General features: G+C 59.7%; 20 protein-coding genes. 6 read left to right on the top strand and 14 right to left on the bottom strand.

What is annotated here, in order from left to right:
• Positions 1-133: 133 nt before the first annotated feature.
• The 5 genes from F8N44_RS19555 to F8N44_RS19535 form a co-directional block, all read right to left on the bottom strand.
• Positions 134-1,465, bottom strand: coding sequence for an MFS transporter (locus F8N44_RS19555; protein ID WP_150651446.1), 1,332 nt, complete (start codon positions 1,463-1,465; stop codon positions 134-136).
• Positions 1,466-1,651: 186 nt separating this feature from the next.
• Positions 1,652-2,578, bottom strand: coding sequence for a hydroxymethylglutaryl-CoA lyase (locus F8N44_RS19550; RefSeq protein ID WP_150651445.1), 927 nt, complete (start codon positions 2,576-2,578; stop codon positions 1,652-1,654).
• Positions 2,575-3,768: a CaiB/BaiF CoA transferase family protein gene (locus F8N44_RS19545; RefSeq protein ID WP_150651444.1), complete on the bottom strand. Its 1,194-nt coding sequence runs from the start codon at positions 3,766-3,768 to the stop codon at positions 2,575-2,577. Before F8N44_RS19545 ends, F8N44_RS19550 begins: the two co-directional genes overlap by 4 nt.
• 250 nt (positions 3,769-4,018) lie before the next feature.
• Positions 4,019-4,930 (bottom strand): LysR family transcriptional regulator, encoded by a 912-nt coding sequence (locus F8N44_RS19540; protein WP_150651443.1) that lies wholly within the window; start codon positions 4,928-4,930, stop codon positions 4,019-4,021.
• Between the two features lie 83 nt (positions 4,931-5,013).
• Positions 5,014-6,315: a hypothetical protein gene (locus F8N44_RS19535; protein WP_150651442.1), complete on the bottom strand. Its 1,302-nt coding sequence runs from the start codon at positions 6,313-6,315 to the stop codon at positions 5,014-5,016.
• Between the two features lie 220 nt (positions 6,316-6,535).
• Between F8N44_RS19535 and F8N44_RS19530 the strand changes: the two genes are divergently transcribed.
• Entirely contained in the window at positions 6,536-7,138 is a 603-nt protein-coding gene (locus tag F8N44_RS19530) for a hypothetical protein (RefSeq protein ID WP_150651441.1), read from the top strand.
• A gap of 28 nt (positions 7,139-7,166) precedes the next feature.
• Here F8N44_RS19530 and yiaY read toward each other — a convergent pair whose 3' ends face one another.
• The gene (gene yiaY, locus F8N44_RS19525; RefSeq protein WP_150651440.1) at positions 7,167-8,315 is read right to left on the bottom strand and encodes an L-threonine dehydrogenase; all 1,149 of its coding nucleotides are present in this window, start codon (positions 8,313-8,315) and stop codon (positions 7,167-7,169) included.
• A gap of 156 nt (positions 8,316-8,471) precedes the next feature.
• Here yiaY and F8N44_RS19520 point away from each other — a divergent pair, with 156 nt between their 5' ends.
• On the top strand, positions 8,472-9,491 hold the full coding sequence (locus tag F8N44_RS19520) for a DUF4917 family protein (RefSeq protein ID WP_150651490.1): 1,020 nt from the start codon (positions 8,472-8,474) through the stop codon (positions 9,489-9,491).
• 99 nt (positions 9,492-9,590) lie between these two features.
• Here F8N44_RS19520 and F8N44_RS19515 read toward each other — a convergent pair whose 3' ends face one another.
• Entirely contained in the window at positions 9,591-10,133 is a 543-nt protein-coding gene (locus F8N44_RS19515) for a helix-turn-helix domain-containing protein (protein ID WP_122600717.1), read from the bottom strand.
• 106 nt (positions 10,134-10,239) lie between these two features.
• Here F8N44_RS19515 and F8N44_RS19510 point away from each other — a divergent pair, with 106 nt between their 5' ends.
• Both F8N44_RS19510 and F8N44_RS19505 read left to right on the top strand, forming a co-directional pair.
• Complete coding sequence (locus F8N44_RS19510; RefSeq protein WP_141128039.1) at positions 10,240-11,022, top strand: aldolase; 783 nt, start codon at positions 10,240-10,242, stop codon at positions 11,020-11,022.
• 22 nt (positions 11,023-11,044) lie between these two features.
• Positions 11,045-11,926, top strand: a complete 882-nt coding sequence (locus tag F8N44_RS19505; protein ID WP_150651439.1) for a dihydrodipicolinate synthase family protein — start codon at positions 11,045-11,047, stop codon at positions 11,924-11,926.
• 143 nt (positions 11,927-12,069) lie between these two features.
• Here F8N44_RS19505 and F8N44_RS19495 read toward each other — a convergent pair whose 3' ends face one another.
• The 3 genes from F8N44_RS19495 to F8N44_RS19485 form a co-directional block, all read right to left on the bottom strand.
• The gene (locus F8N44_RS19495; protein ID WP_150651437.1) at positions 12,070-12,414 is read right to left on the bottom strand and encodes a YegP family protein; all 345 of its coding nucleotides are present in this window, start codon (positions 12,412-12,414) and stop codon (positions 12,070-12,072) included.
• Between the two features lie 183 nt (positions 12,415-12,597).
• On the bottom strand, positions 12,598-12,903 hold the full coding sequence (locus F8N44_RS19490) for a ribbon-helix-helix domain-containing protein (RefSeq protein ID WP_150651436.1): 306 nt from the start codon (positions 12,901-12,903) through the stop codon (positions 12,598-12,600).
• A gap of 13 nt (positions 12,904-12,916) precedes the next feature.
• Entirely contained in the window at positions 12,917-13,498 is a 582-nt protein-coding gene (locus F8N44_RS19485) for a DJ-1/PfpI family protein (protein WP_134178082.1), read from the bottom strand.
• 277 nt (positions 13,499-13,775) lie between these two features.
• Between F8N44_RS19485 and F8N44_RS19480 the strand changes: the two genes are divergently transcribed.
• A complete protein-coding gene (locus tag F8N44_RS19480) occupies positions 13,776-14,666 on the top strand; it encodes a DMT family transporter (RefSeq protein ID WP_150651435.1) in 891 nt (296 codons plus the stop codon).
• Positions 14,667-14,790: 124 nt separating this feature from the next.
• Here the strand turns inward: F8N44_RS19480 and F8N44_RS19475 are convergent, their stop codons facing one another.
• The 4 genes from F8N44_RS19475 to F8N44_RS19460 form a co-directional block, all read right to left on the bottom strand.
• Positions 14,791-16,008, bottom strand: a complete 1,218-nt coding sequence (locus F8N44_RS19475; RefSeq protein WP_150651434.1) for a class I SAM-dependent methyltransferase — start codon at positions 16,006-16,008, stop codon at positions 14,791-14,793.
• A gap of 338 nt (positions 16,009-16,346) precedes the next feature.
• The gene (locus F8N44_RS19470; RefSeq protein ID WP_150651433.1) at positions 16,347-16,964 is read right to left on the bottom strand and encodes a TPM domain-containing protein; all 618 of its coding nucleotides are present in this window, start codon (positions 16,962-16,964) and stop codon (positions 16,347-16,349) included.
• Positions 16,965-16,997: 33 nt separating this feature from the next.
• Positions 16,998-17,753: a TPM domain-containing protein gene (locus tag F8N44_RS19465; RefSeq protein ID WP_150651432.1), complete on the bottom strand. Its 756-nt coding sequence runs from the start codon at positions 17,751-17,753 to the stop codon at positions 16,998-17,000.
• Positions 17,754-17,766: 13 nt separating this feature from the next.
• Positions 17,767-18,375: a LemA family protein gene (locus F8N44_RS19460; protein ID WP_095119162.1), complete on the bottom strand. Its 609-nt coding sequence runs from the start codon at positions 18,373-18,375 to the stop codon at positions 17,767-17,769.
• Positions 18,376-18,636: 261 nt separating this feature from the next.
• Here F8N44_RS19460 and bglX point away from each other — a divergent pair, with 261 nt between their 5' ends.
• The gene (bglX, locus tag F8N44_RS19455; protein WP_150651431.1) at positions 18,637-20,928 is read left to right on the top strand and encodes a beta-glucosidase BglX; all 2,292 of its coding nucleotides are present in this window, start codon (positions 18,637-18,639) and stop codon (positions 20,926-20,928) included.
• Positions 20,929-20,966 lie beyond the last annotated feature (38 nt).

Genomic DNA, 20,966 nt, shown 5'->3' with positions numbered 1-20,966 from the left:
GATTTATCAGTGTCTGGAAGTCAGTCTTCGCGAGCAAGCTCGCTCCCACAGGTGCCGAATTCCAACTGGAGGAATGCGATCAACTGTGGGAGCGAGCTTGCTCGCGAAGGCGTCATTGCAGACACCACAGATCTCAGAACTTATCGAGCGTGCGCAATTTCTGCGGCAACCCCCACAGCAACAGTGCTGCAGCGATAAACGCAGCCACGCCTATGACATACAGCGCCGGCGTGGTACTCCCGGTCAAATCCTTGATCCGCCCAACCATCACCGGGCTGACGATTCCGCCGAATTGCCCCAGTGTGTTGATCACCGCAATCCCGCCCGCCGCACCAGCGCCTGCCCCGGCCAACAACTTCGGTGGCAAGGTCCAGAAGCTCGGGATCGAGGCGATGATGCCAGCGCCAAGCAAACCAAGTGCAACGATCAGGAACGTGGTGTGGCTGGCGAAAATCCCCGCACTGAAAAAGCCGATCGCCCCGACAATCACCAACCCGGCGACAAACTTGCGCCGCTCACCGGTCGCGTCCGACAAACGCCCGATCACCACCATGCTGATCGCCCCGCAAATGTACGGGATAGCCGTCAGCAGACCGATCATCACCGGGCTCTCGGTGCCGGCGCTGCGGATCAATTGCGGCGCCCAGAAGTTCAAGCCGTAGGACGCCACCTGGATCAGAAAGTAGATCAACCCCAACGTCAGAAAACCGGGAATCTTCAACGCCGCGAGCAACGACCCGCCGCTCTTGTGCGGCTCATGCTGGGCGATGCGGCTGGACAACAATTTTTTCTCGTCGGCAGTCAGCCAGTGCGCATCCTCGATGCGATCCTTGAGCAGCATTAGCACCAGAAAACCAAGGCCGATGCACGGCACACCGCCGAGCAGGAACAGCCAGTGCCAGCCGCGCATTTGCAGCACGCCGTCGAGGTGTTCCAGTACCAGACCGGAGAACGGCGCGCCGACCAGTCCGGCGAATGCCGAAGCGAGAAACAGCATCGAGGTAATGCGGCCACGGAAGTGCTGCGGAAACCACAGCGTCAGGTAATACAGCACGCCCGGGGCAAAACCGGCCTCCATCGCACCGATCACAAAGCGCAGCGCATAGAACTGCCATTCGCTGTTGACGAACACCATCGCTGCCGTCGCCACGCCCCAGGACATCATGATCCGCGCGATCCAGCGCCGTGCGCCGACCTTGTACAGCATCATGTTGCTCGGCACTTCGAACAGCACGTAACCGACGACGAACAGCCCGGCGCCGAGGCCGTACGCGGTGTCGCTCAGGCTCAGATCGGTCTGCAACTGGAACTTGGCGAAGCTGATGTTGATGCGGTCGAAAAAAGCGAACAGGTAGCAGACCATGATCAGCGGCATCAGACGCCAGGCGACTTTGCTGACCAGGGCTTTTTCGGCGTCGTGATCGACGGACGGACGGGCGCCCGCCTCCATTACATTGAGGCTCATAGTTGTTCTCCAGGCGGACTGCCGATGGGCGTCCGATTGTTTTTGTTGTCTGGTTATGACGCTCACTGTGGAGCGTTTTTTTGTGGGAGTGAGCTTGCTCGCGAAGGCGTCGAGTCAGTCGAAATCAAATGTGAATGACATACCGCCTTCGCGAGCAAGCTCGCTCCCACAGGGGGATTTGTATATTCAGATGGGGATCGGGTGCAGGTCGCAGTTGCGTCCGGCCTTGGTCAGTTGGCCGGGGACTTCGTGGCCCAGCAGGTCCGGCAATCCTCGGGAGAGTTTCAGCAGCAGCGTCAAGTCGATGCCAGTGTGAATACCGATCTCATCGCACAGGTTTACCAGGTCTTCAGTGCAGATATTGCCCGACGCGCCCGGCGCAAACGGACAGCCACCGAGACCGCCAAGCGCCGCATCGAATCGCCGCGCGCCCGCCTCGTAAGCCGCCAGCACATTGCACAGACCCAGACCACGGGTGTTGTGGAAATGAAGGGTCAGATCGGCCGGCGAAACCCGCTGCAACACGCGCCGCACCAAGCGATCTACCTGACGCGGATTGGCCATGCCGGTGGTGTCGGCGAGGGTGATACCGGCAATGCCCAGTTCCTGATAAGCGTCGACGATTTGCAGCACGCGATCCTCGTCGATATGACCTTCGAACGGGCAACCGAAAGTCGTGGCGACGCTGCCGTTGAGGCGCACGCCGGAGCCGCTCGCAAACGCCACAATCTCTGCAAACGCCGCCAGCGAATCCTCGCAGCGCATGCGCATGTTGGCCAAGTTGTGCGTCTGGCTAGCGGACATCACCAGATTCAACTCGTCGGCACCCGCCGCCAATGCACGCTGCGCGCCTTTGAGGTTGGGAATCAGCGCGACATAAATCACCCCCGGCTGGCGTTGAATGCCGGTGAAGACTTGCTCGCCATCGCGCAGTGCCGGAATGGCTTTCGGTGAGACGAACGAGCCGGCTTCGATGCGGTTGAAACCGGCCAGCGCCAGTTGATCGATCAGCGCGATCTTGTCAGCGGTTTCCACCCACGTCGGCTCGATCTGCAAGCCGTCGCGGGGCGAGACTTCCTGGACGATCAGGGTTTGCGAATAGTCGGTGATCATTGCACCACCCCCTGGTTTTTCAGGCGTTCGATATCCAGCTCTGTCAGGCCGAGGCCGGCGAGGATGCCGTCGGTGTGCTGGCCGAGTTTCGGCCCCGACCAGTTCACGCCGCCGGGGGTTTCCGAGAGTTTTGGCACGATGCCAGGCATTTTCACTGTTGCGCCGCCGGGCAGTTGCGCATTGAGCAACATGCCCCGCGCCTGATAGTGCGGATCGGCAACGATGTCGGCCACCGAATAGATTCGCCCCGCGGGCACTTCAGCGGCTTCGAGCGCGGCGAGCACATCGTTGATCGGCTGGCTGCTGGTCCAGTGGGTGATGGCGGCGTCGAGCACACCGCTTTTGGCGGCGCGCCCATCGTTATGGGCAAATTCTTCGGCATCAGCCAGGTCTTCGCGGCCAATGGTGTGCATCAGACGCTTGTAAATCGGGTCACTGTTGCCGGCGATCACCACGTAAGCGCCATCAGCCGTGAGGTAAGTATTGGATGGTGCGATACCCGGCAAGGCGCCGCCGCTACGTTCGCGAACATGGCCGAGCATGTCGTATTCCGGCACCAGGCTCTCCATGACGTTGAACACGCTTTCAGCCAGCGATACGTCGACCACTTGCCCGCCGCCCTGCCCGGTCTTGACCCGCAGCAGCGACATCAGCGCGCCGATCACCGCATGTAATGAAGCCAGCGAATCGCCGAGGCTGACACCGACCCGCGCCGGTGGCGAACCGGGGCTGCCGGTGGTGTAACGAATGCCGCCCATGGCCTCGCCGATCGCGCCGAAACCCGGACGATCGCGGTACGGGCCGGTCTGGCCGTAGCCGGAAATACGCACGAGGGTGAGATTGGGGTTCAGCGCGTGGAGTACGTCCCAGCCCAGACCCAGCTTTTCCAGCGCACCGGGGCGCAGGTTTTCGATGATCACGTCAGCATCACTGGCCAGTTGCTTTACCAGTTCGATGCCTTCGGCGGATTTCAGGTTGAGCGCCAGGGATTTCTTGTTGCGTGATTGCAGGTACCACCACAGCGACGTGCCTTCGTGCAGCTTGCGCCATTTGCGCAGCGGGTCGCCCTGACCCATGGCTTCGATCTTGATCACTTCGGCGCCGAACTCGGCGAGCATGCGCGCGGCAAACGGCGCGGCGATCAGGGTGCCGATCTCGATCACTTTGATCGCACTCAAGGGGGCAGTCATCGCGGGGTACCTCTTGTTCTTGGAATATGCGCCAAGGCTAGAGGAACGATGATCGGGCAATCCAGCCGTCTCTCGGCAATGGGCGTTCGCGAAATGCGAACGCTCGGGAGTGATGTGGTGAATTCAAATCAGTCTTCGCGAGCAGGCTCGCTCCCACAGGGTTTCGTGGCGGCTGCAGATTCTGTGTTCAACACACATCCACTGTGGGAGCGAGCTTGCTCGCGAAGAGGCCGGAACATTCACTGGAGATCTACTCGCCCTGCCCCCGCAAATGCTCAAACAACAACCGACTCACCGGCGATAACCCCGCCTCATCGCGCACCACCACAATCAACGCGCGATCCGACCAGTCATCCGTCAACGGCACCGCGTGCAACCCCAGCGCCTGACCAAACAGTTCATAAGCGCGCTGCGGCAAAATGCCGATGCCCATGTTGGCCTGAACCATCCGGCACACCGCATCGAACCCCGGTACATGAATGCGAATGCGCAGCACCTTGCCAGCCTGACGCGCCGCCGCATGGGTGCGCATATTGATCGAGCTGGCGGCGTGCAAACCGACATAATCGCTGTCCAGCGTCTCATCGAACGCCACCGATTCACGCGCGGCCAAGGGATGCTCTGGCAGCATCACCACCACCAGTTTGTCCTCGCGGTACAACACGCTGCGCAGACCTTTGGTGTCGCTGTCGTTGGAGCAGATGCCGAGATCCGCCACGCCATCGAGCACCCCCTGAATCACCCCGGCACTGGGTCGCTCTTCAAGGTCGGTCTTGACCTGCGGGTGCTGCGCGGAGAAGTCGCGCAAGTCTTCGGGAAGAAACTGAATGATCGCCGACAGGTTCGCCAGCATGCGCACATAACCGCGCACGCCGTGGCTGTGTTCACCCAGTTCCAGGCCCATTTTCTCGACGTTGAACAACATCTGCCGGGCATGGTGCAGCAGCGTTTCGCCGGCAGGCGTCAGGGTCATGCCCTTGGCCTGACGCACGAACAGGCTGATCCCGAGCGCCTCTTCCAGCTCCATCAGGCGCTTGCTCGCCGCCGACACCGCGATGGCTTCGCGCGAGGCCGCACGGGTCAACGTGCCTTCTTCATGAACGGCGACGAACAGTTGCAGGGTGATCAGGTCGAGGCGGCGGATCAGGCTCTTTTGCAGCATGGAGGGCTCGCTGACTGGGGTTCGTCCGAGTCGGCAGGATAGCCCGGATTTCAATCACACCGAAAATGTGATGAACCTGCCCGTCAGCTCGCCGCTGTCAACAATCGCACCAGATGAGTCGCTTCATTGCTCTGCCCCAACACCAGCATTGACGAGCCCTGCAGACAGGCGTCCTGCGCAATCCACTCGATAGCGGCCGCGCCTTTTACATCAAATGCCGGATCCACGGCGCCGTCGTCCAAAAAGCCTCCCGTGAGTAACCGTCGTTCGCCGTCCGATGTCTGTCCGACCGTGACGATCCGTTTGCCTGCGATGTCATCCAGCGCAAGCCCTGCTTTCCAGCCTCTGAGATCGAGTACTCCTGTCGCAGCGGTGATAACAGGGTTGTCACCGTTGAACGTTTCATCCATCTGGCCGGCATAGGTGATCGCGCTGATGAAGGCATGCTGGAATTTGTCCCCTGCCGACGCTTCGACCGCCGATCCGATCAACAGCAAGCGCTCTGACGTTTGCACAATGATCTGCGCCACCGAGCTCTCGAGCGGCTTGTTATCCTTTTGAAGGTTCAACAGCAATCTCCCCTCGTTGCCAAACGCTTCTGCGACTTTTCCGGTGTGGTCGAACGCCATGACCAATCCCTGGTTGGTTACTTGTGTTTTGCCATGCACGAGAATCAGTCCATTGCCGAGCTGGACGATTCCCGGCAATGCAATCGCCACCCCTGGCAGTGTCAGGACAATCCAGCCATTGGTCGCGAACAATGAATCGTCCGAGCCATCGAGATGGAACCGCGCCAGCAATCCACTGCCCTTTTGCGAGGTCACGAACAGCAGTCTGTCCGGTTCTGCTGCCTGAGGAGTGGATTTCGCCAGAATCAGACGCCCGCCCGTGGCACCTGTCAGCAGAGGAATACGCGTGGGCACAATCCGATAGCCGCTCTTATCGTCGCCGAACCCGGTATCCGGCGAACCGTCGGGCAGGAAGCGGGCGATGACCTGGTGGTAATCGATGGCCGTGTCTTTGATCACGCCAATCACACCGCACAGATAGATCCGACCGTTTGCATCAACGATTAACTGCCCGCCTTGCGACAGCCGACCACTACCAAAATGGCCGTGAAGATGGCCGGCATTACCAAAGCCCGGATCTGGATTGCCATTGGCATCCAGACGCGTCAGGCCGTAGTACGAAAGCCCTGAGAGCTCAACGGTTGCGCTGACCATGATCTGCCCCGACGGCGTTATCGCCACCCCATGACCAATGGTCTTGCTCGCTTCGGGAAATTTCAGTGTTCGCAGGCCAAAGCGATCATCCAGTTCTCCCGCTGATTGTGCTTTTGCTGTTCTGGGGGCTTTCGATACTGTGGGTGCTGTGGCTTTCGGCATGTTCGTGTGCTCCTTGAGAGATCGAAGTCGACCCCCGTTGTCAGAGCATTCGATCCGAAGCAACCACGCCAGACAACTGACAGAAATGACAGTTTTTTAGAAGAAAATGAAATTACCAATCAAGCAAAAAAAGCTAAAAAACTGGTAGTTTTTACAGGTTCGAAACGAAATTCGTCATGCCAATCTCTCGACTCAAATTCAGCCCGAAACGAGAAAAGCAATGAGCACGCCCGACGAGCAGAATACCCAACCAGCCCCGCCGACCATCACGCTGCCCGAAGAGGGCAGCACTACCGGGCCTGCAACACTGTTGCTCGGCAGCGGTATACCGGGTGCGCTGGTGCAGGTCTGGAACATTGAAAACACACATTCGCTCGGTGATGGACAGGTCAGCGCAAATGGACGATGGGCGTTTAGCATCAGCGGTGCCCAGTTTCCGGGACCACAGGGGATTCGCGCCCACCAGATGTGGGAAGGCATCACGTCAGAATGGAGTGAGGAGCGCAAATATACCGTGCGGTTGCGGCCCGCTATCGACGTCCCGGTGATTATCGAACCGCAAGAGGGGGCCAAGGTAGATGCAGTTCCGGTCTTTTCGGGTAATGTCACACAGGCCACAGGCTTGGTTAACATTTTCGATCTGGACACTGGCCTTGAGATTGCCAGAGCCAATGTGGACAGCACCCGGCAATGGCGTACTCAGGTGACGCAGCCCTTACCTGCCGGACAGTACCGCACGTCCGCCGTTCACAACATTGATGGCAAGAATTCAGACTGGGGCCGCGTTCGAACCTTTACTGTGACCGTGAACAGCAAAACCTGACGTTCAAGACTTTCACCCAGTCTGCTCCTCAAAACGCGTTACGAAAAATCTCCTCGATCTGGCGCTGATCCGCAGCCCGGGGATTGGTCAAACCGCAGGCATCTTTCAGCGCATTGGTCGCGAGCAACGGAATGTCACTGAGCCTGGCGCCGAGTTCGCGCAGGCCACCCGGAATCTCGACATCTTTGGCCAGACAACGAATGGCAGTGATCGCCGCCTGGGCGCCCTCTTCCGCGCTGAAACCACGAATGTCGGCGCCCATGGCGTGAGCGACATCGGTCAGCCGATCGGCACACACCAGCGCATTGAACGTCTGCACGTGGGGCAGCAGCACGGCGTTGCACACGCCATGGGGCAAGTCATAGAAACCGCCCAATTGATGCGCCATCGCATGCACATAGCCGAGCGAGGCATTGTTGAAGGCCATGCCGGCGAGAAACTGCGCGTAAGCCATGTTTTCCCGCGCGGCGAGGTCGCTGCCGTCGCGCACGGCCAGGCGCAGATTGTTGCTGATCAGGGTCATGGCTTTCAAAGCGCAGGCATCGGTGATCGGGTTGGCAGCGGTCGAGACGTAGGCTTCGATGGCGTGGGTCAGCGCGTCCATGCCGGTGGCGGCAGTCAGGCTTTTCGGCATGGCGACCATCAGCTCCGGGTCGTTGACCGACAGCAGCGGCGTAACGTTGCGGTCGACGATGGCCATTTTCACGTGGCGCGATTCGTCGGTGATGATGCAGAAGCGCGTCATCTCGCTGGCGGTGCCGGCGGTGGTGTTAATCGCGATCAGTGGCAGTTGCGGCTTGCTCGATTGATCGACCCCTTCGTAATCAGCGATCTGTCCGCCGTTGGTCGCACACAGGGCGATGCCTTTGGCGCAATCGTGAGGCGAACCGCCGCCCAGCGACACGACGAAATCGCAGCGACTTTCCTTGAGCAGCCCCAGCCCCGACTCGACATTGGCAATGCTCGGGTTGGGTTTGGCGCCGTCGAAAATCACCGAATCGATGTCCTGCATCGCCAGTTTCTCGGCGACCATCGTCGCCACGCCAGCCTTGGCCAGCCCCGCGTCAGTGACGATCAGCGCCTTGCGAAAACCATAGTTGCGAATGGCGACCATGGCTTCGTCGAGGCAGCCGCTGCCCATGATGTTTACCGCCGGAATGAAAAAGGTACTGGTCATGCGCACGTCTCCTGACAAGGGGCCGAATCGACTGCTCCGGTTCGGCGGATAGACACAGCATCGACCGATCGGTCACGAGCGATGTTGATCTGGCTCAATGCCCGCTCGTGATAAAGTCGCCGCCCATCAGCCCCTATGTTTGAGACTTCCTACGCAATGACCGATTTTCTCGATGTCGACGCCAGCCTCGAAGACTGGAACACCCTGCGCGCCGCGACCGACTTCAACGGTTTGCTGGTGGGCAATGGTGCCAGTCGTGCGGTGTGGGACGATTTCGGCTATGACTCGCTGTTCGAAAATGCCCGCACTGTGGAAGAGAAACCGCTGAGCCCCTCGGAACTGGCAGTGTTCGACGCGATGCAGACGCGCAGTTTCGAGCAGGTACTTGGCGCGCTGAAAACCACCAGCCGGGTCAACAAGGCCCTGGCCGTCAGCTCGGCGGCGCCACGCAATCGCTACTACGCGATCAAGGAAGCGCTGATCAACACCGTGCACGCGGTGCACATTCCTTGGCGACTGGTGAAAGCTTCAACTTTGGCGACGCTGAATGAAGAACTGGCGCGCTATCGCACGGTGTTCACCACCAATTACGACCTGCTCAACTACTGGGCGCTGCAACACAACGGCGCGGCCATCGACGACCTGTTCAACGGCCCGAATGCCAGTTTCGATCTGAGCGAAACTGCCACCGCCAAACCGCGTTTGCTGTACCTGCACGGCGGTCTGCACCTGGTGCGCAATCAGGACGGCACCGCGCGCAAACTGACCTCAACCGAGGGCACGTTGCTCGGCAGCTTCGCCATCAACAACACGATCAAGACACTGGATGACGTGCCGCTGTTCGTCACCGAAGGACCGAGTGCAGACAAGCTCAAGACCATTCGCAGTTCGGATTATCTGTCGTTCTGTTATGAGCAATTGCTCGGGCATGGCGACGGCTTGTGCATCTTTGGCCATGCGTTGGGCGAGCAGGATGCGCACATTGTTCGGGCGCTGCGGTTGGCGAAACCTGCAACGGTGGCGATCTCGATTTATCCGCGCAGTGCGGCGTTTGTTCAGCATCAGAAGCGACATTACGCGCAGGTGTTTGAGGGCACGGGGGTTGAGTTGCGGTTTTTTGATGCGAAGACGCACGCGCTTGGCAGCCCGAAGTTGTCGGTGCCGGTCGAGATTTGATGTAAACCGGTCTGACGCCTTCGCGAGCAAGCTCGCTCCCACACTTGAACACGGTCTACTGTGGGAGCGAGCTTGCTCGCGAAGCTTTTAGCAGACACCTCATTCTTCGCTGCTGTGCACCACCACCAGCAACTGCGCCTGCACCTCCCCCACCGACCTGATCCGGTGCGGTTTCTGCGCATTGAAGTGCAGCGCATCGCCGCGTTCCAGCAGCACCTTCTCGTTCATGAAATCCACTTCAACCTGCCCTTCGTGGACGAACAGAAACTCCTCGCCCAGATGCTCCTTGAAGGTCTTGTCGCTGAACTCTTTTGGCGGGTAGATGATGAACGGCAGCAGGTTACGCTCACTGACCTGATGGGCCAGCACGGCGTACCCGGGGCTCTGATCATTGGCGGCGAGTGACTGGCGCTCGTGGCTGCGCACCAGGCTGTAGCTGTCGAGGCTGACGTTGTCTTCGGAGAACAATTCCTCGACTTTCACATTCAGCGCTTTCGCCAGTTTCAACGCGGCAGCAATCGACGGCGTGTTCAGCCCGCGCTCGACTTTCGACAGATAACTCTTGGTCATGCCGGATTTTTCGGCCAGTGCCTCAAGGGTTACGCCAAGTTTTTTTCTCAATAGTTTCAAACGGATAGACATGCGCAGCGGTTATTCCAGCAAGGAAGCGACGATTTGTGCTTGCCAATGACACTTTGTGTCATATAGCCTCTTTCGTGTCATTTGCAATCACCCAAAGGACACAGACATGGCCAAGACATTAGCACTACCCAAAGACCAACTGGTCAAGCAAGCGCTGACCCAGATGCAAAAAACCCTGGCGGATAATACGTGGACAGACCGGCAAAAGCTGGCCCTGACCTGTCGGATTCTTTTCGAGAACGGCCACGACTCAGGCCTTGCTGGCCAAATCACCGCCCGTGGCCCGCAACCCGGCACCTATTACACTCAGCAACTGGGCCTGGGTTTCGACGAAATCACCGCGAGCAATCTGCTGCTGGTCAACGAGGATCTGGAAGTCCTCGAAGGTCACGGCATGGCCAACCCGGCCAACCGTTTTCACAGCTGGGTGTACCGCGCCCGGCCGGATGTGAACTGCATCATCCACACCCACCCGACCCACGTCGCGGCGCTGTCGATGCTGGAGGTGCCGCTGCAGATTTCCCACATGGACCTGTGCCCGCTGTACGACGACTGCGCGTTTCTCGAAGGTTGGCCCGGGGTACCGGTGGGCAACGAAGAAGGCGAGTTGATTGCCGGCGCGCTGGGCGACAAACGCGCGATTCTGCTTTCGCACCACGGTCAATTGTCGACCGGCACAACCATTGAAGAAGCGTGTGTCATCGCCCAATTGATCGAGCGTGCGGCCAAACTGCAACTGCTGGCGATGGCGGCCGGTACGATCAAACCGATCATTCCTGAGCTGGGCCGTGAGGCGCACGACTGGATCGCGAAGCCCAAGCGCCACGCCGCGGCCTTCAACTACTACGCCCGGCAGAACCTGCGCCAACACGCCGATTGCCTGAACTGAAACCTGTTACGGAGAGATTCCCATGTCCACCATTCACGGCATCATCGGCTACACCATCACCCCGTTCGGCGCCAACGGCGAAGGGCTGGACCTGCCAGCGCTCGGTCAATCGATCGATCGCCTGATCGACAGCGGCGTCCACGCCATCGCGCCGTTGGGCAGCACCGGCGAAGGCGCTTACCTGAGCGATGCGGAGTGGGATCAGGTCGCCGAGTTCAGCATCAAGCATGTGGACAAACGCGTGCCGGCCATCGTCAGCGTGTCCGACCTGACCACCGCCAAAGCCGTACGCCGCGCGCGTTTCGCTGAAGCCCATGGCGCCGATGTGGTGATGGTGCTGCCGGCTTCGTACTGGAAACTCACCGAGGCGGAAATCCTCGCGCACTACCGTGCCATCGGCGAGAGCATCGGCGTGCCGATCATGCTCTACAACAACCCGGCCACCAGCGGCACCGACATGTCGGTTGATTTGATCCTGCGCATCGTCAATGGCGTGGAAAACGTGACCATGGTCAAGGAGAGCACCGGCGATATTCAGCGCATGCACAAGCTGCAATTGCTCGGTGAAGGTCAGGTGCCGTTCTACAACGGCTGCAATCCGCTGGCGCTGGAGGCGTTTGCCGCCGGGGCGAAAGGCTGGTGCACGGCGGCGCCGAACCTGATCCCGCAGTTGAATCTGGACTTGTATGCAGCGTCGTTGGCGGGGGATCTGGACCGTGCTCGGGAACTGTTCTATCGCCAGTTGCCGCTACTGGATTTCATCCTCAAGGGCGGCTTGCCGGCGACGATCAAAGCCGGATTGCGTCAGACCGGTCTGGAGGTGGGCGATCCGCGCTTGCCGGTTTTCCCGTTGAGTGAAGCGGGCCAAACCCAGCTGCAAGCAATCCTCAAGACCCTGCGCTGATCTCACTGACACAAAGCAAATTTAATGTGGGAGCGAGCCTGCTCGCGAAGACGGTGTATCAGTCGATGATGATGTTGACTGATACACCGCTTTCGCGAGCAGGCTCGCTCCCACAGGGGATTTTGGTGGATTTGAACGTGAGGTCAGAGAACCGGCAAGGTCTTGTCCTTGATCACTTTGCTCGGACCGTTCGCTTTCACACTGGCAATGCCCTTGTCGCACGCCGAATCCGATGAATACGCCTCACTGCTGCCGATGACCTGATGATTGGCGGCTTTCAAATTGAAGTACGGATGGCCGTCCTTCGTCGATTTCTTCTCGTAGCGTTCATCCAGCGGGCTGTTGGCCTGCACCGAAGCGATGCCACCGTCGGCCGCTGCGCGAGTGGTGTACAGCTCGCTGGTCAGAATCGTTTCGGCATTCGCCGCTTTCAGCACGAACCTGAACTGGCCGTTGCTGCTTTTACTGATTTCGTACCATCCGGACATGCTCGTTGCTCCTTGGCGATTGAGAGATTTCGCGCTTCAGAGTAAAGACCAGTCCTGATTATCTGTCGCCTGTACCGGCCCCTTCGCGAGCAGGCTCGCTCCCACATTTGAGCGCATACCAGTTGGAGAACGCGGTCGAAAGTGGGAGCGAGCCTGCTCGCGAATGAGGCAACTCGGTGCCGGCTATTTCACCACCGCCCGCACCACCGACAACTGCGGCGCACTCACCCGCCGCTGACTCAGATAGCGCATACAGCTCACCCGCAAGAACGAGGCAAAATTCACCACCTCCCCGCGATAATCCATCACCTCTTCATACAGCTTGGCGATCAACTGGTTGGTGGTCATGCCGTCGACCTCGGCGATTTCGCTGAGGACGTCCCAGAACTGATTCTCCAGACGCAACGTCGTCACCACGCCGCAGATGCGCAGCGAGCGCGAGCGTGACTCGTAAAGAATCGGGTCGGCCTTGACGTAGAGCTCGCACATGGGCGAATCCTCGTTACAGGGTGATTTTGGTGCCGAGCAAACCGAGGAAACCGGCCAGCCAGTTCGGATGCGCCGGCCAGGCAGGCGCCGTGGCCAGATTGCCTTGAACGTGGCCGTCCGTCACCGGGATGTCGATGTACGTACCGCCCGCCAGTCGCACTTCCGGCGCGCAGGCCGGATAGGCGCTGCATTCGCGGCCTTCCAGAACGCCCGCCGCCGCCAGCAATTGTGCGCCGTGGCAAACGGCGGCAATCGGTTTTCCGGCCTTGTCGAAGGCACGCACCAGGTCGAGGACTTTTTCGTTCAGGCGCAGGTATTCCGGGGCACGGCCACCGGGGATCAGCAGCGCGTCGTAATCGGCCTCGCTGACCTTGGCAAAGTCGAAGTTGAGGGCGAACAGGTGACCGGGCTTTTCGCTGTAAGTCTGGTCGCCTTCGAAATCATGGATCGCGGTGCGCACGGTCTGGCCAGCAGCCTTGTCCGGGCACACACCGTGGACGGTGTGACCGACCATTTGCAGAGCCTGGAACGGCACCATCACTTCATAGTCTTCGACGTAATCGCCGACCAGCATCAGGATCTTTTTCGCGGCCATGGGGAGGACTCCTCTGGAATTTACCTGTGAGTGTTCAAGGTAGACCTATTCGAGAATGACGGGTAACAACCGGCTACTACCTGAGGCCGTGTCATCGTTCTTCGCGAGCAGGCTCGCTCCCACAGGGAGAATGCATTCCAAAGGTGGGAGCGAGCCTGCTCGCGAAGAGGCCCTCAACTGTACGGATAAGTCTGTGCCTAGCTGTAACAGCCCGAACTGCAAGGTTTATGGCTTTATGAAGGTCATTCCCAACCACCTTCAATTCCGGTCCCCCATCATGTCCTCGCGCGAAAACACCGGCATGGCCCTCGGCCTGCTCGGCGTGGTGATTTTCAGCCTCACCCTGCCCTTCACCCGCATCGTGGTGCAGGAACTGCATCCACTGCTCAACGGTTTGGGCCGCGCATTGTTCGCAGCGATTCCGGCAGCGTTGCTGTTGTTGTGGCGCCGCGAGAAGTGGCCGACGTGGCAACAGGTCAAAGGCCTGAGTCTGGTGATCGCCGGGGTGATTCTGGGTTTCCCGGTGTTGTCGGCGTGGGCCATGCAAACCTTGCCGGCCTCCCACGGTGCGCTGGTCAACGGACTGCAACCGTTGTGCGTGGCGCTGTATGCCGCGTGGTTGTCCCATGAACGTCCGTCGAAAGCCTTCTGGGCTTGCGCGGCGCTGGGCAGTGCGTTGGTGCTCGGTTATGCGTTGTACACCGGGGCCGGCAGTATTCAGGCGGGTGATCTGCTGATGCTCGGCGCGATTGCCGTGGGTGGTCTGGGCTATGCCGAGGGCGGCCGGTTGGCCAAGGAGATGGGCGGCTGGCAGGTGATCTGCTGGGCGCTGGTGCTGTCGACGCCGCTGTTGATCGGGCCGGTGCTGTATCTGGCGCTGCAACATCAAGGCGCGGTGTCGGCGAAAACCTGGTGGGCGTTTGGGTATGTCGCGTTGTTTTCGCAGTTTCTCGGGTTCTTTGCGTGGTACGCGGGGCTGGCCATGGGCGGGATTTCCCGGGTCAGTCAGGTCCAGTTGCTGCAGATTTTCTTCACCATTGCGTTTTCGGCGTTGTTCTTTGGTGAACATGTCGAACCGATTACGTGGGTGTTTGCCTGCGGAGTCATCGCCACTGTCATGCTCGGCCGCAAGACTGCGGTGCGCCCTGCCCAACCTGCTACAGCTTGAACACATAACCTTGTAGGAGCTGCCGAAGGCTGCGATCTTTTGATCTTGCTTTTTAAGATCAAAAGATCGTCCGATCGCGGCCCGAGCCTTCGGCAGCTCCTACAGTGGTTGTATTCAGATCTTGTCAGGCCAGGTAGCCGTCAGCGCGCAGCAGGGTTTCCAGGCAGTGCTCGCTGATGTTGTAGAAGTTTTTCAACTCCTGAATCTTCACCAACAACTGAGCCGGATCAACCGGCTCGGCGCGTTTCACCGCGAGAATCATCTTGTTCTTGTTGGTGTGTTCCAGCGAAATGAACTCGAAGACCTTGGTCTCATACCCGCAGGCCTCAAGGAACAGCGCACGCAAACTATCGGTGACCATTTCTGCCTGCTGCCCCAGATGCAAACCATATTGCAGCATCGGCTTGAGCAGCGCCGGGCTCTGGATCTGCAAGCGAATCTGTTTGTGGCAGCACGGCGAGCACATGATGATCGACGCACCCGAACGAATGCCGGTGTGGATCGCGTAGTCGGTGGCGATGTCGCAGGCATGCAGGGCGATCATCACGTCCAGTTCGCTCGGCGCCACGCTGCGCACGTCACCGCACTTGAACACCAGGCCCGGATGATCAAGCTTCGCCGCCGCAGCGTTGCACAGGTTGACCATCTCTTCGCGCAGCTCGACGCCAGTGACCTCGCCCTCGGCGTTCAAGGTGTTGCGCAGGTAATCGTGAATGGCGAACGTAAGGTAACCCTTGCCCGAACCGAAATCCGCCACACGCACCGGTTTGTCCAGCGCCAGCGGCGACGAGGTCAGCGCATGGCTGAACACTTCGATGAACTTGTTGATCTGCTTCCACTTGCGCGACATCGCCGGGATCAGCTCATGTTGCGCGTTGGTCACGCCCAAGTCCTTGAGGAACGGCCGGCTCAGTTCGAGATAACGGTTTTTCTCACGGTTGTGTTCGGCGGACGGTGCTTCGCGCAATTGCTGAGGTTTGCTCTTGAACAGCGAAGATTTGCCCTTTTTGCTGTATTCGAGCTGGGCTTCGTCAGTTACCGCGAGTAAATGCGCATTCTTGAACGAGGCCGGCAACAGCGCGGCAATCGCCGCCACGCCTTCAACCAAGGGCAGGTTTTTGGTGATGTCACGGGTTTTGTAGCGATAGACAAAAGACAGATTCGCCTGCGCCTTGACCGTCACCGCTTTGATGATGACCCGCTGCAGATCCGCCTCTTCGCCGACGTACTTGGCCAGCACCAGTTTGATGAAGCCGTTTTGTTCGAGGCTGGTTTGCAGCAGCTCGATAAACTGGGCGTGGTGATCGGGCGCGGGCTTGGTGGCGGGAGCAGTAACGGACATGAAAAAGCGGCCTCGGACGGGCGAAATCGGGAATGGCGGGTATTTTAGGGGGGATGGGGGTTGGGGACACGCTCTTATTTACCCAACGGTTGTCAGAAGCACCCTCACCCTAGCCCTCTCCCAGAGGTAGAGGGGACTGACCGAGGTGTTTTCACGAGTTACACCGACCTGAAATACCGAGCCGAACTCAGGTATTAGAAGCATCAAATAAAGCGATCAGCTGTTAATCCATGATCGACTCGTTGTCTCAGGTCGATGTCGAGCGCCAGACACCTCGGTCGGCCCCCTCTCCCTCTGGGCGGTCCGACGTTTCGGGAGGGCTGGGGTGAGGGTTTGTCTTACCCCAGCACAATCAACCGATTCGGCAACTCATTCCTCTCCTGCGTCACCGGCACATGCACTTTCAGCAACTCCCCACACGCCTCGATACACGTCACAAACCCCTCCAGCGTGCGCCCCTGCCGCACCTGCTCGGTAAACGCCGCGACAATCGCATCCCAGGATTTATTATCCAGCCGCTTGGAAATCCCCTCATCCACCAGAATCTCCACATACCGCTCCGCCTCACACACAAAAATCAGCATCCCCGTGCTACCCACCGTGTGATGCAGGTTCTGCTCGAGAAACTGTCGGCGCGCCAGGTTTGACGCACGCCAATGCCGCACGCGGCGCGGGATCAGATGGGTAGTGATTTTCGGCAAACGAAACAGCAGGCACAGCACGATGAACGCGCCCCACTGCACCAGCAGCAGACTGCGCAGGGTCAGCCACCCGGTCAGGTAGTGCACAACGCCCGGCACCACCAGTGCCAAAAGGCTCGCCCACAACAGCGGGATGTACGCGTAGTCATCGGCGCGGGCGGCCAGTACCGTCACCAGTTCGGCGTCGGTATCGCGCTCGACCCGGGCGATCGCCTCGGCGACTTTGCGTTGTTCGTGTTCAGTCAGTAATGCCATGTTGAAAAGTGCCTGCTCATTATTCTTCTGATCTCACCAGCCGCCGGACGAACCGCCGCCGCCGAAACTGCCCCCGCCGCCGCTGAAGCCCCCGCCTCCACCACCGCCGCCAAAGCCGCCGCCACCGCCAAAGCCGCCCCCTCCTCCGGAGCCGCCACGGCCAGCGGGCAGGATACCGAGCACCTGGCAGACAAACACCGTCAGGATGAACAACATCACCAAAAACACGAACAATGCCGGATGCCGCGAGATGAAATCGTCGGACGGATCACCGCTGGATTCATACACCGTCGATGGCTCGTCGAGCGGATTTCCGCCCAGCACCACCAGCATCGCCGCGACGCCATCGCTGATGCCTTTGCTGAAGTTGCCGGTCTTGAAGGCAGGGGTTATGACTTGATGGATGATCACTGAAGTCTGCGCGTCAGTCAGTCGGTCTTCCAGGCCATAACCGACTTCGATGCGCAGTTTGCGCTCGTCACGGGCGACGATCAGCAGCGCGCCGTTGTTCTTGTCCTTCTGGCCGATGGCCCAGTGCCGGCCGAGCTGAACGCCGAAATCTTCGATGGTGGTGCCTTGCAGATCCGGCACCGTGACCACGACCAATTGCTCGCCGGTCGCCTGCTCGTGGGCCTGCAACTGCTGGCCCAGTTGCGCGCGCACCGACGGGTCGATCATCTGCGCTTCGTCCACCACCCGGCCGCTCAGCGCCGGGAACGTCAACTCGGCCTGGGCGCTGACGGCGAACAGCCACAGCATCAGCACCAGGCCCATTTTCAACACGCGCATGGACAACCTCGAATCAGAATTTCACTTCCGGGGCCTTTTCCGCGCCGGGCGTGGTGGCTTCGAAGGTTTCGCGGATCGGCAGATCGCTGTACATCACGCTGTGCCAGAGACGACCGGGAAAGGTGCGGATTTCGGTGTTGTATTTCTGCACCGCCAGAATGAAATCGCGACGCGCCACGGCGATGCGGTTTTCCGTGCCCTCGAGTTGCGATTGCAGGGCGAGGAAGTTCTGGTTGGCCTTCAGATCCGGGTAACGCTCGGAGACCACCATCAAGCGGCTCAACGCGCCGGTCAGTTGATCCTGCGCCTGCTGGAACTGCTTGAGCTTTTCGGGGTTATCGAGGGTGCTGGCGTCGACCTGGATCGAGGTCGCCTTGGCCCGCGCCTCGATCACTGCGGTCAGCGTTTCCTGCTCGTGAGCCGCATAACCTTTCACCGTTTCCACCAGATTGGGGATCAGGTCAGCGCGGCGCTGGTACTGGTTCTGCACCTGTCCCCACGCGGCTTTGGCCTGTTCGTCGAGGGTCGGGATATTGTTGATGCCGCACGCGGTCAACAGCGTGGCCAGCACCAGCAGTGTGGCGACCTGCAAACGCGAGCGATTGGTTGGGCTTACATTCATCGCAGTGATGCTCCTTGGCACATTTCATTATAAAAACCGAGCGCGAAACATTCTTGGCGGGCTCTTGGGGCATAATCGGCCGCGTCGCTGGATTACGACGGGCCAATGGGCTAAAAAGTGCCCTGCGCGTTCACGCTGCCGAGTGTCGGCTGTCGTTTTTGGCTCGGTGTTTTCGAGCCTGCACCCGAACAACAATAGTCGCTCCCTAAATTTTGGCTGGCCGGCGTTACCTCGCCGCTTGGGCCCTTGAGAAAACTATTCATGAAGAAGCTGTGTTTGCTGGGTCTGTTCGTCAGCCTGGCCAGTCATCAAGTATTGGCCGCCACGACCCCGGTACCCCTGGAAAACAAGGACGCATTCATCAGCAATCTGATGAAGCAAATGACCCTCGATGAAAAGATCGGCCAGCTGCGCCTGATCAGCATCGGCCCGGAAATGCCCCGCGAGCTGATCCGCAAAGAGATCGCTGCCGGCAACATCGGTGGCACGTTCAACTCGATCACCCGCCCGGAAAACCGTCCGATGCAGGACGCTGCCATGCGCAGTCGCCTGAAGATTCCGATGTTTTTCGCGTACGACGTGATCCACGGCCACCGTACGATTTTCCCGATTCCGCTGGCCTTGGCCTCGAGCTGGGACATGGACGCCATCGGCCAGTCCGGCCGCGTTGCCGCCAAAGAAGCCGCTGCCGACAGCCTCGACATCACCTTCGCGCCGATGGTCGATATTTCCCGCGACCCGCGCTGGGGCCGCAGCTCCGAAGGTTTCGGTGAAGACACCTACCTGACCTCGCGCATTGCCGGCGTCATGGTTCGTGCCTATCAGGGTGCCACCCCGAGCGCCGCCGACAGCATCATGGCCAGCGTCAAGCACTTCGCCCTGTACGGCGCGGTCGAGGGCGGCCGCGACTACAACACCGTCGACATGAGTCCGGTGAAGATGTACCAGGATTACCTGCCACCGTACCGCGCCGCGATTGATGCCGGCGCTGGCGGTGTGATGGTCGCGTTGAACTCGATCAACGGCATTCCGGCCACGGCCAACACCTGGCTGATGAATGATCTGTTGCGCAAAGACTGGGGCTTCAAAGGCCTGGCGGTCAGTGACCACGGCGCGATCTTCGAACTGATCAAGCACGGTGTCGCCCGCGACGGACGTGAAGCGGCGAAGCTGGCGATCAAGGCCGGCATCGACATGAGCATGAACGACACCCTCTACGGCAAAGAACTGCCGGGGCTGCTCAAGGCCGGCGAAATCGAACAGAAAGACATCGACAACGCCGTGCGTGAAGTGCTCGCCGCCAAGTACGACATGGGTCTGTTCAAGGACCCGTACCTGCGTATCGGCAAGGCTGAAGATGATCCGGCCGACACCTACGCCGAAAGCCGTCTGCACCGTGCCGAGGCCCGCGAAGTCGCGCGTCGCAGCCTGGTGTTGCTGAAGAACCAGAACGAAACCCTGCCGCTGAAGAAAGACGCAAAAGTCGCGCTGGTCGGCCCGCTGGCCAAAGCGCCGATCGACATGATGGGCAGTTGGGCTGCCGCCGGGCGCCCTGCGCAATCGGTGACGCTGTTCGATGGCATGAGTTCGGTGATCGGCAATAAGTCGAACCTGATCTACGCCCGTGGCGCCAACATCACCAGCGACAAGAAGGTGCTGGATTACCTGAACTTCCTCAACTTCGATGCGCCGGAAGTGGTCGACGATCCGCGCCCGGCCAACGTGCTGATCGACGAAGCAGTGAAAGCTGCCAAGGACGCTGACGTGATCGTGGCAGCGGTGGGCGAATCCCGTGGCATGTCCCACGAGTCCTCCAGCCGCACCGACCTGAACATCCCGGAAAACCAGCGCGAGCTGATCCGTGCGCTGAAAGCCACCGGCAAACCGTTGGTATTGGTGTTGATGAATGGCCGTCCGCTGACCATTCTCGAAGAGAACCAGTCGGCTGACGCGATTCTGGAAACCTGGTTCAGCGGCACCGAGGGCGGCAATGCCATTGCTGATGTGCTGTTCGGCGATTACAACCCGTCGGGCAAACTGCCGGTGACTTTCCCGCGCTCCGTGGGCCAGATCCCGACTTACTACAACCACCTGAGCATTGGCCGGCCGTTCACCCCGGGCAAACCGGGCAACTACACCTCGCAGTATTTCGATGACACCACCGGGCCGCTGTTCCCGTTCGGTTATGGCCTGAGCTACACCAACTTCGCCCTGAGCGACATGGCGCTGTCGTCGACCACCCTCAACGCCACTGGCAAGCTCGACGCCAGCGTCATGCTGAAAAACACCGGCAAGCGTGACGGCGAAACCGTGGTGCAGTTGTACATCCAGGACGTCACTGGCTCGATGATCCGCCCGGTGAAGGAACTGAAGAACTTCCAGAAAATCATGCTCAAGGCCGGCGAACAGAAAGTCGTGCACTTCACCATCACCGAGGATGACCTGAAGTTCTACAACGCCCAGCTCAAGTACGCGGCAGAGCCTGGCAAGTTCAACGTGCAGATCGGCCTGGATTCGCAGGATGTGACGCAGCAGAGCTTTGAACTGCTATAACCGCAAGCACACCGCAAAACCCTGTGGGAGCGAGCTTG

Source organism: Pseudomonas fluorescens (assembly GCF_902497745.1).
GTDB lineage: Bacteria > Pseudomonadota > Gammaproteobacteria > Pseudomonadales > Pseudomonadaceae > Aquipseudomonas > Aquipseudomonas fluorescens_BM.
This window is presented reverse-complemented; position numbering and strand designations above follow the sequence as displayed.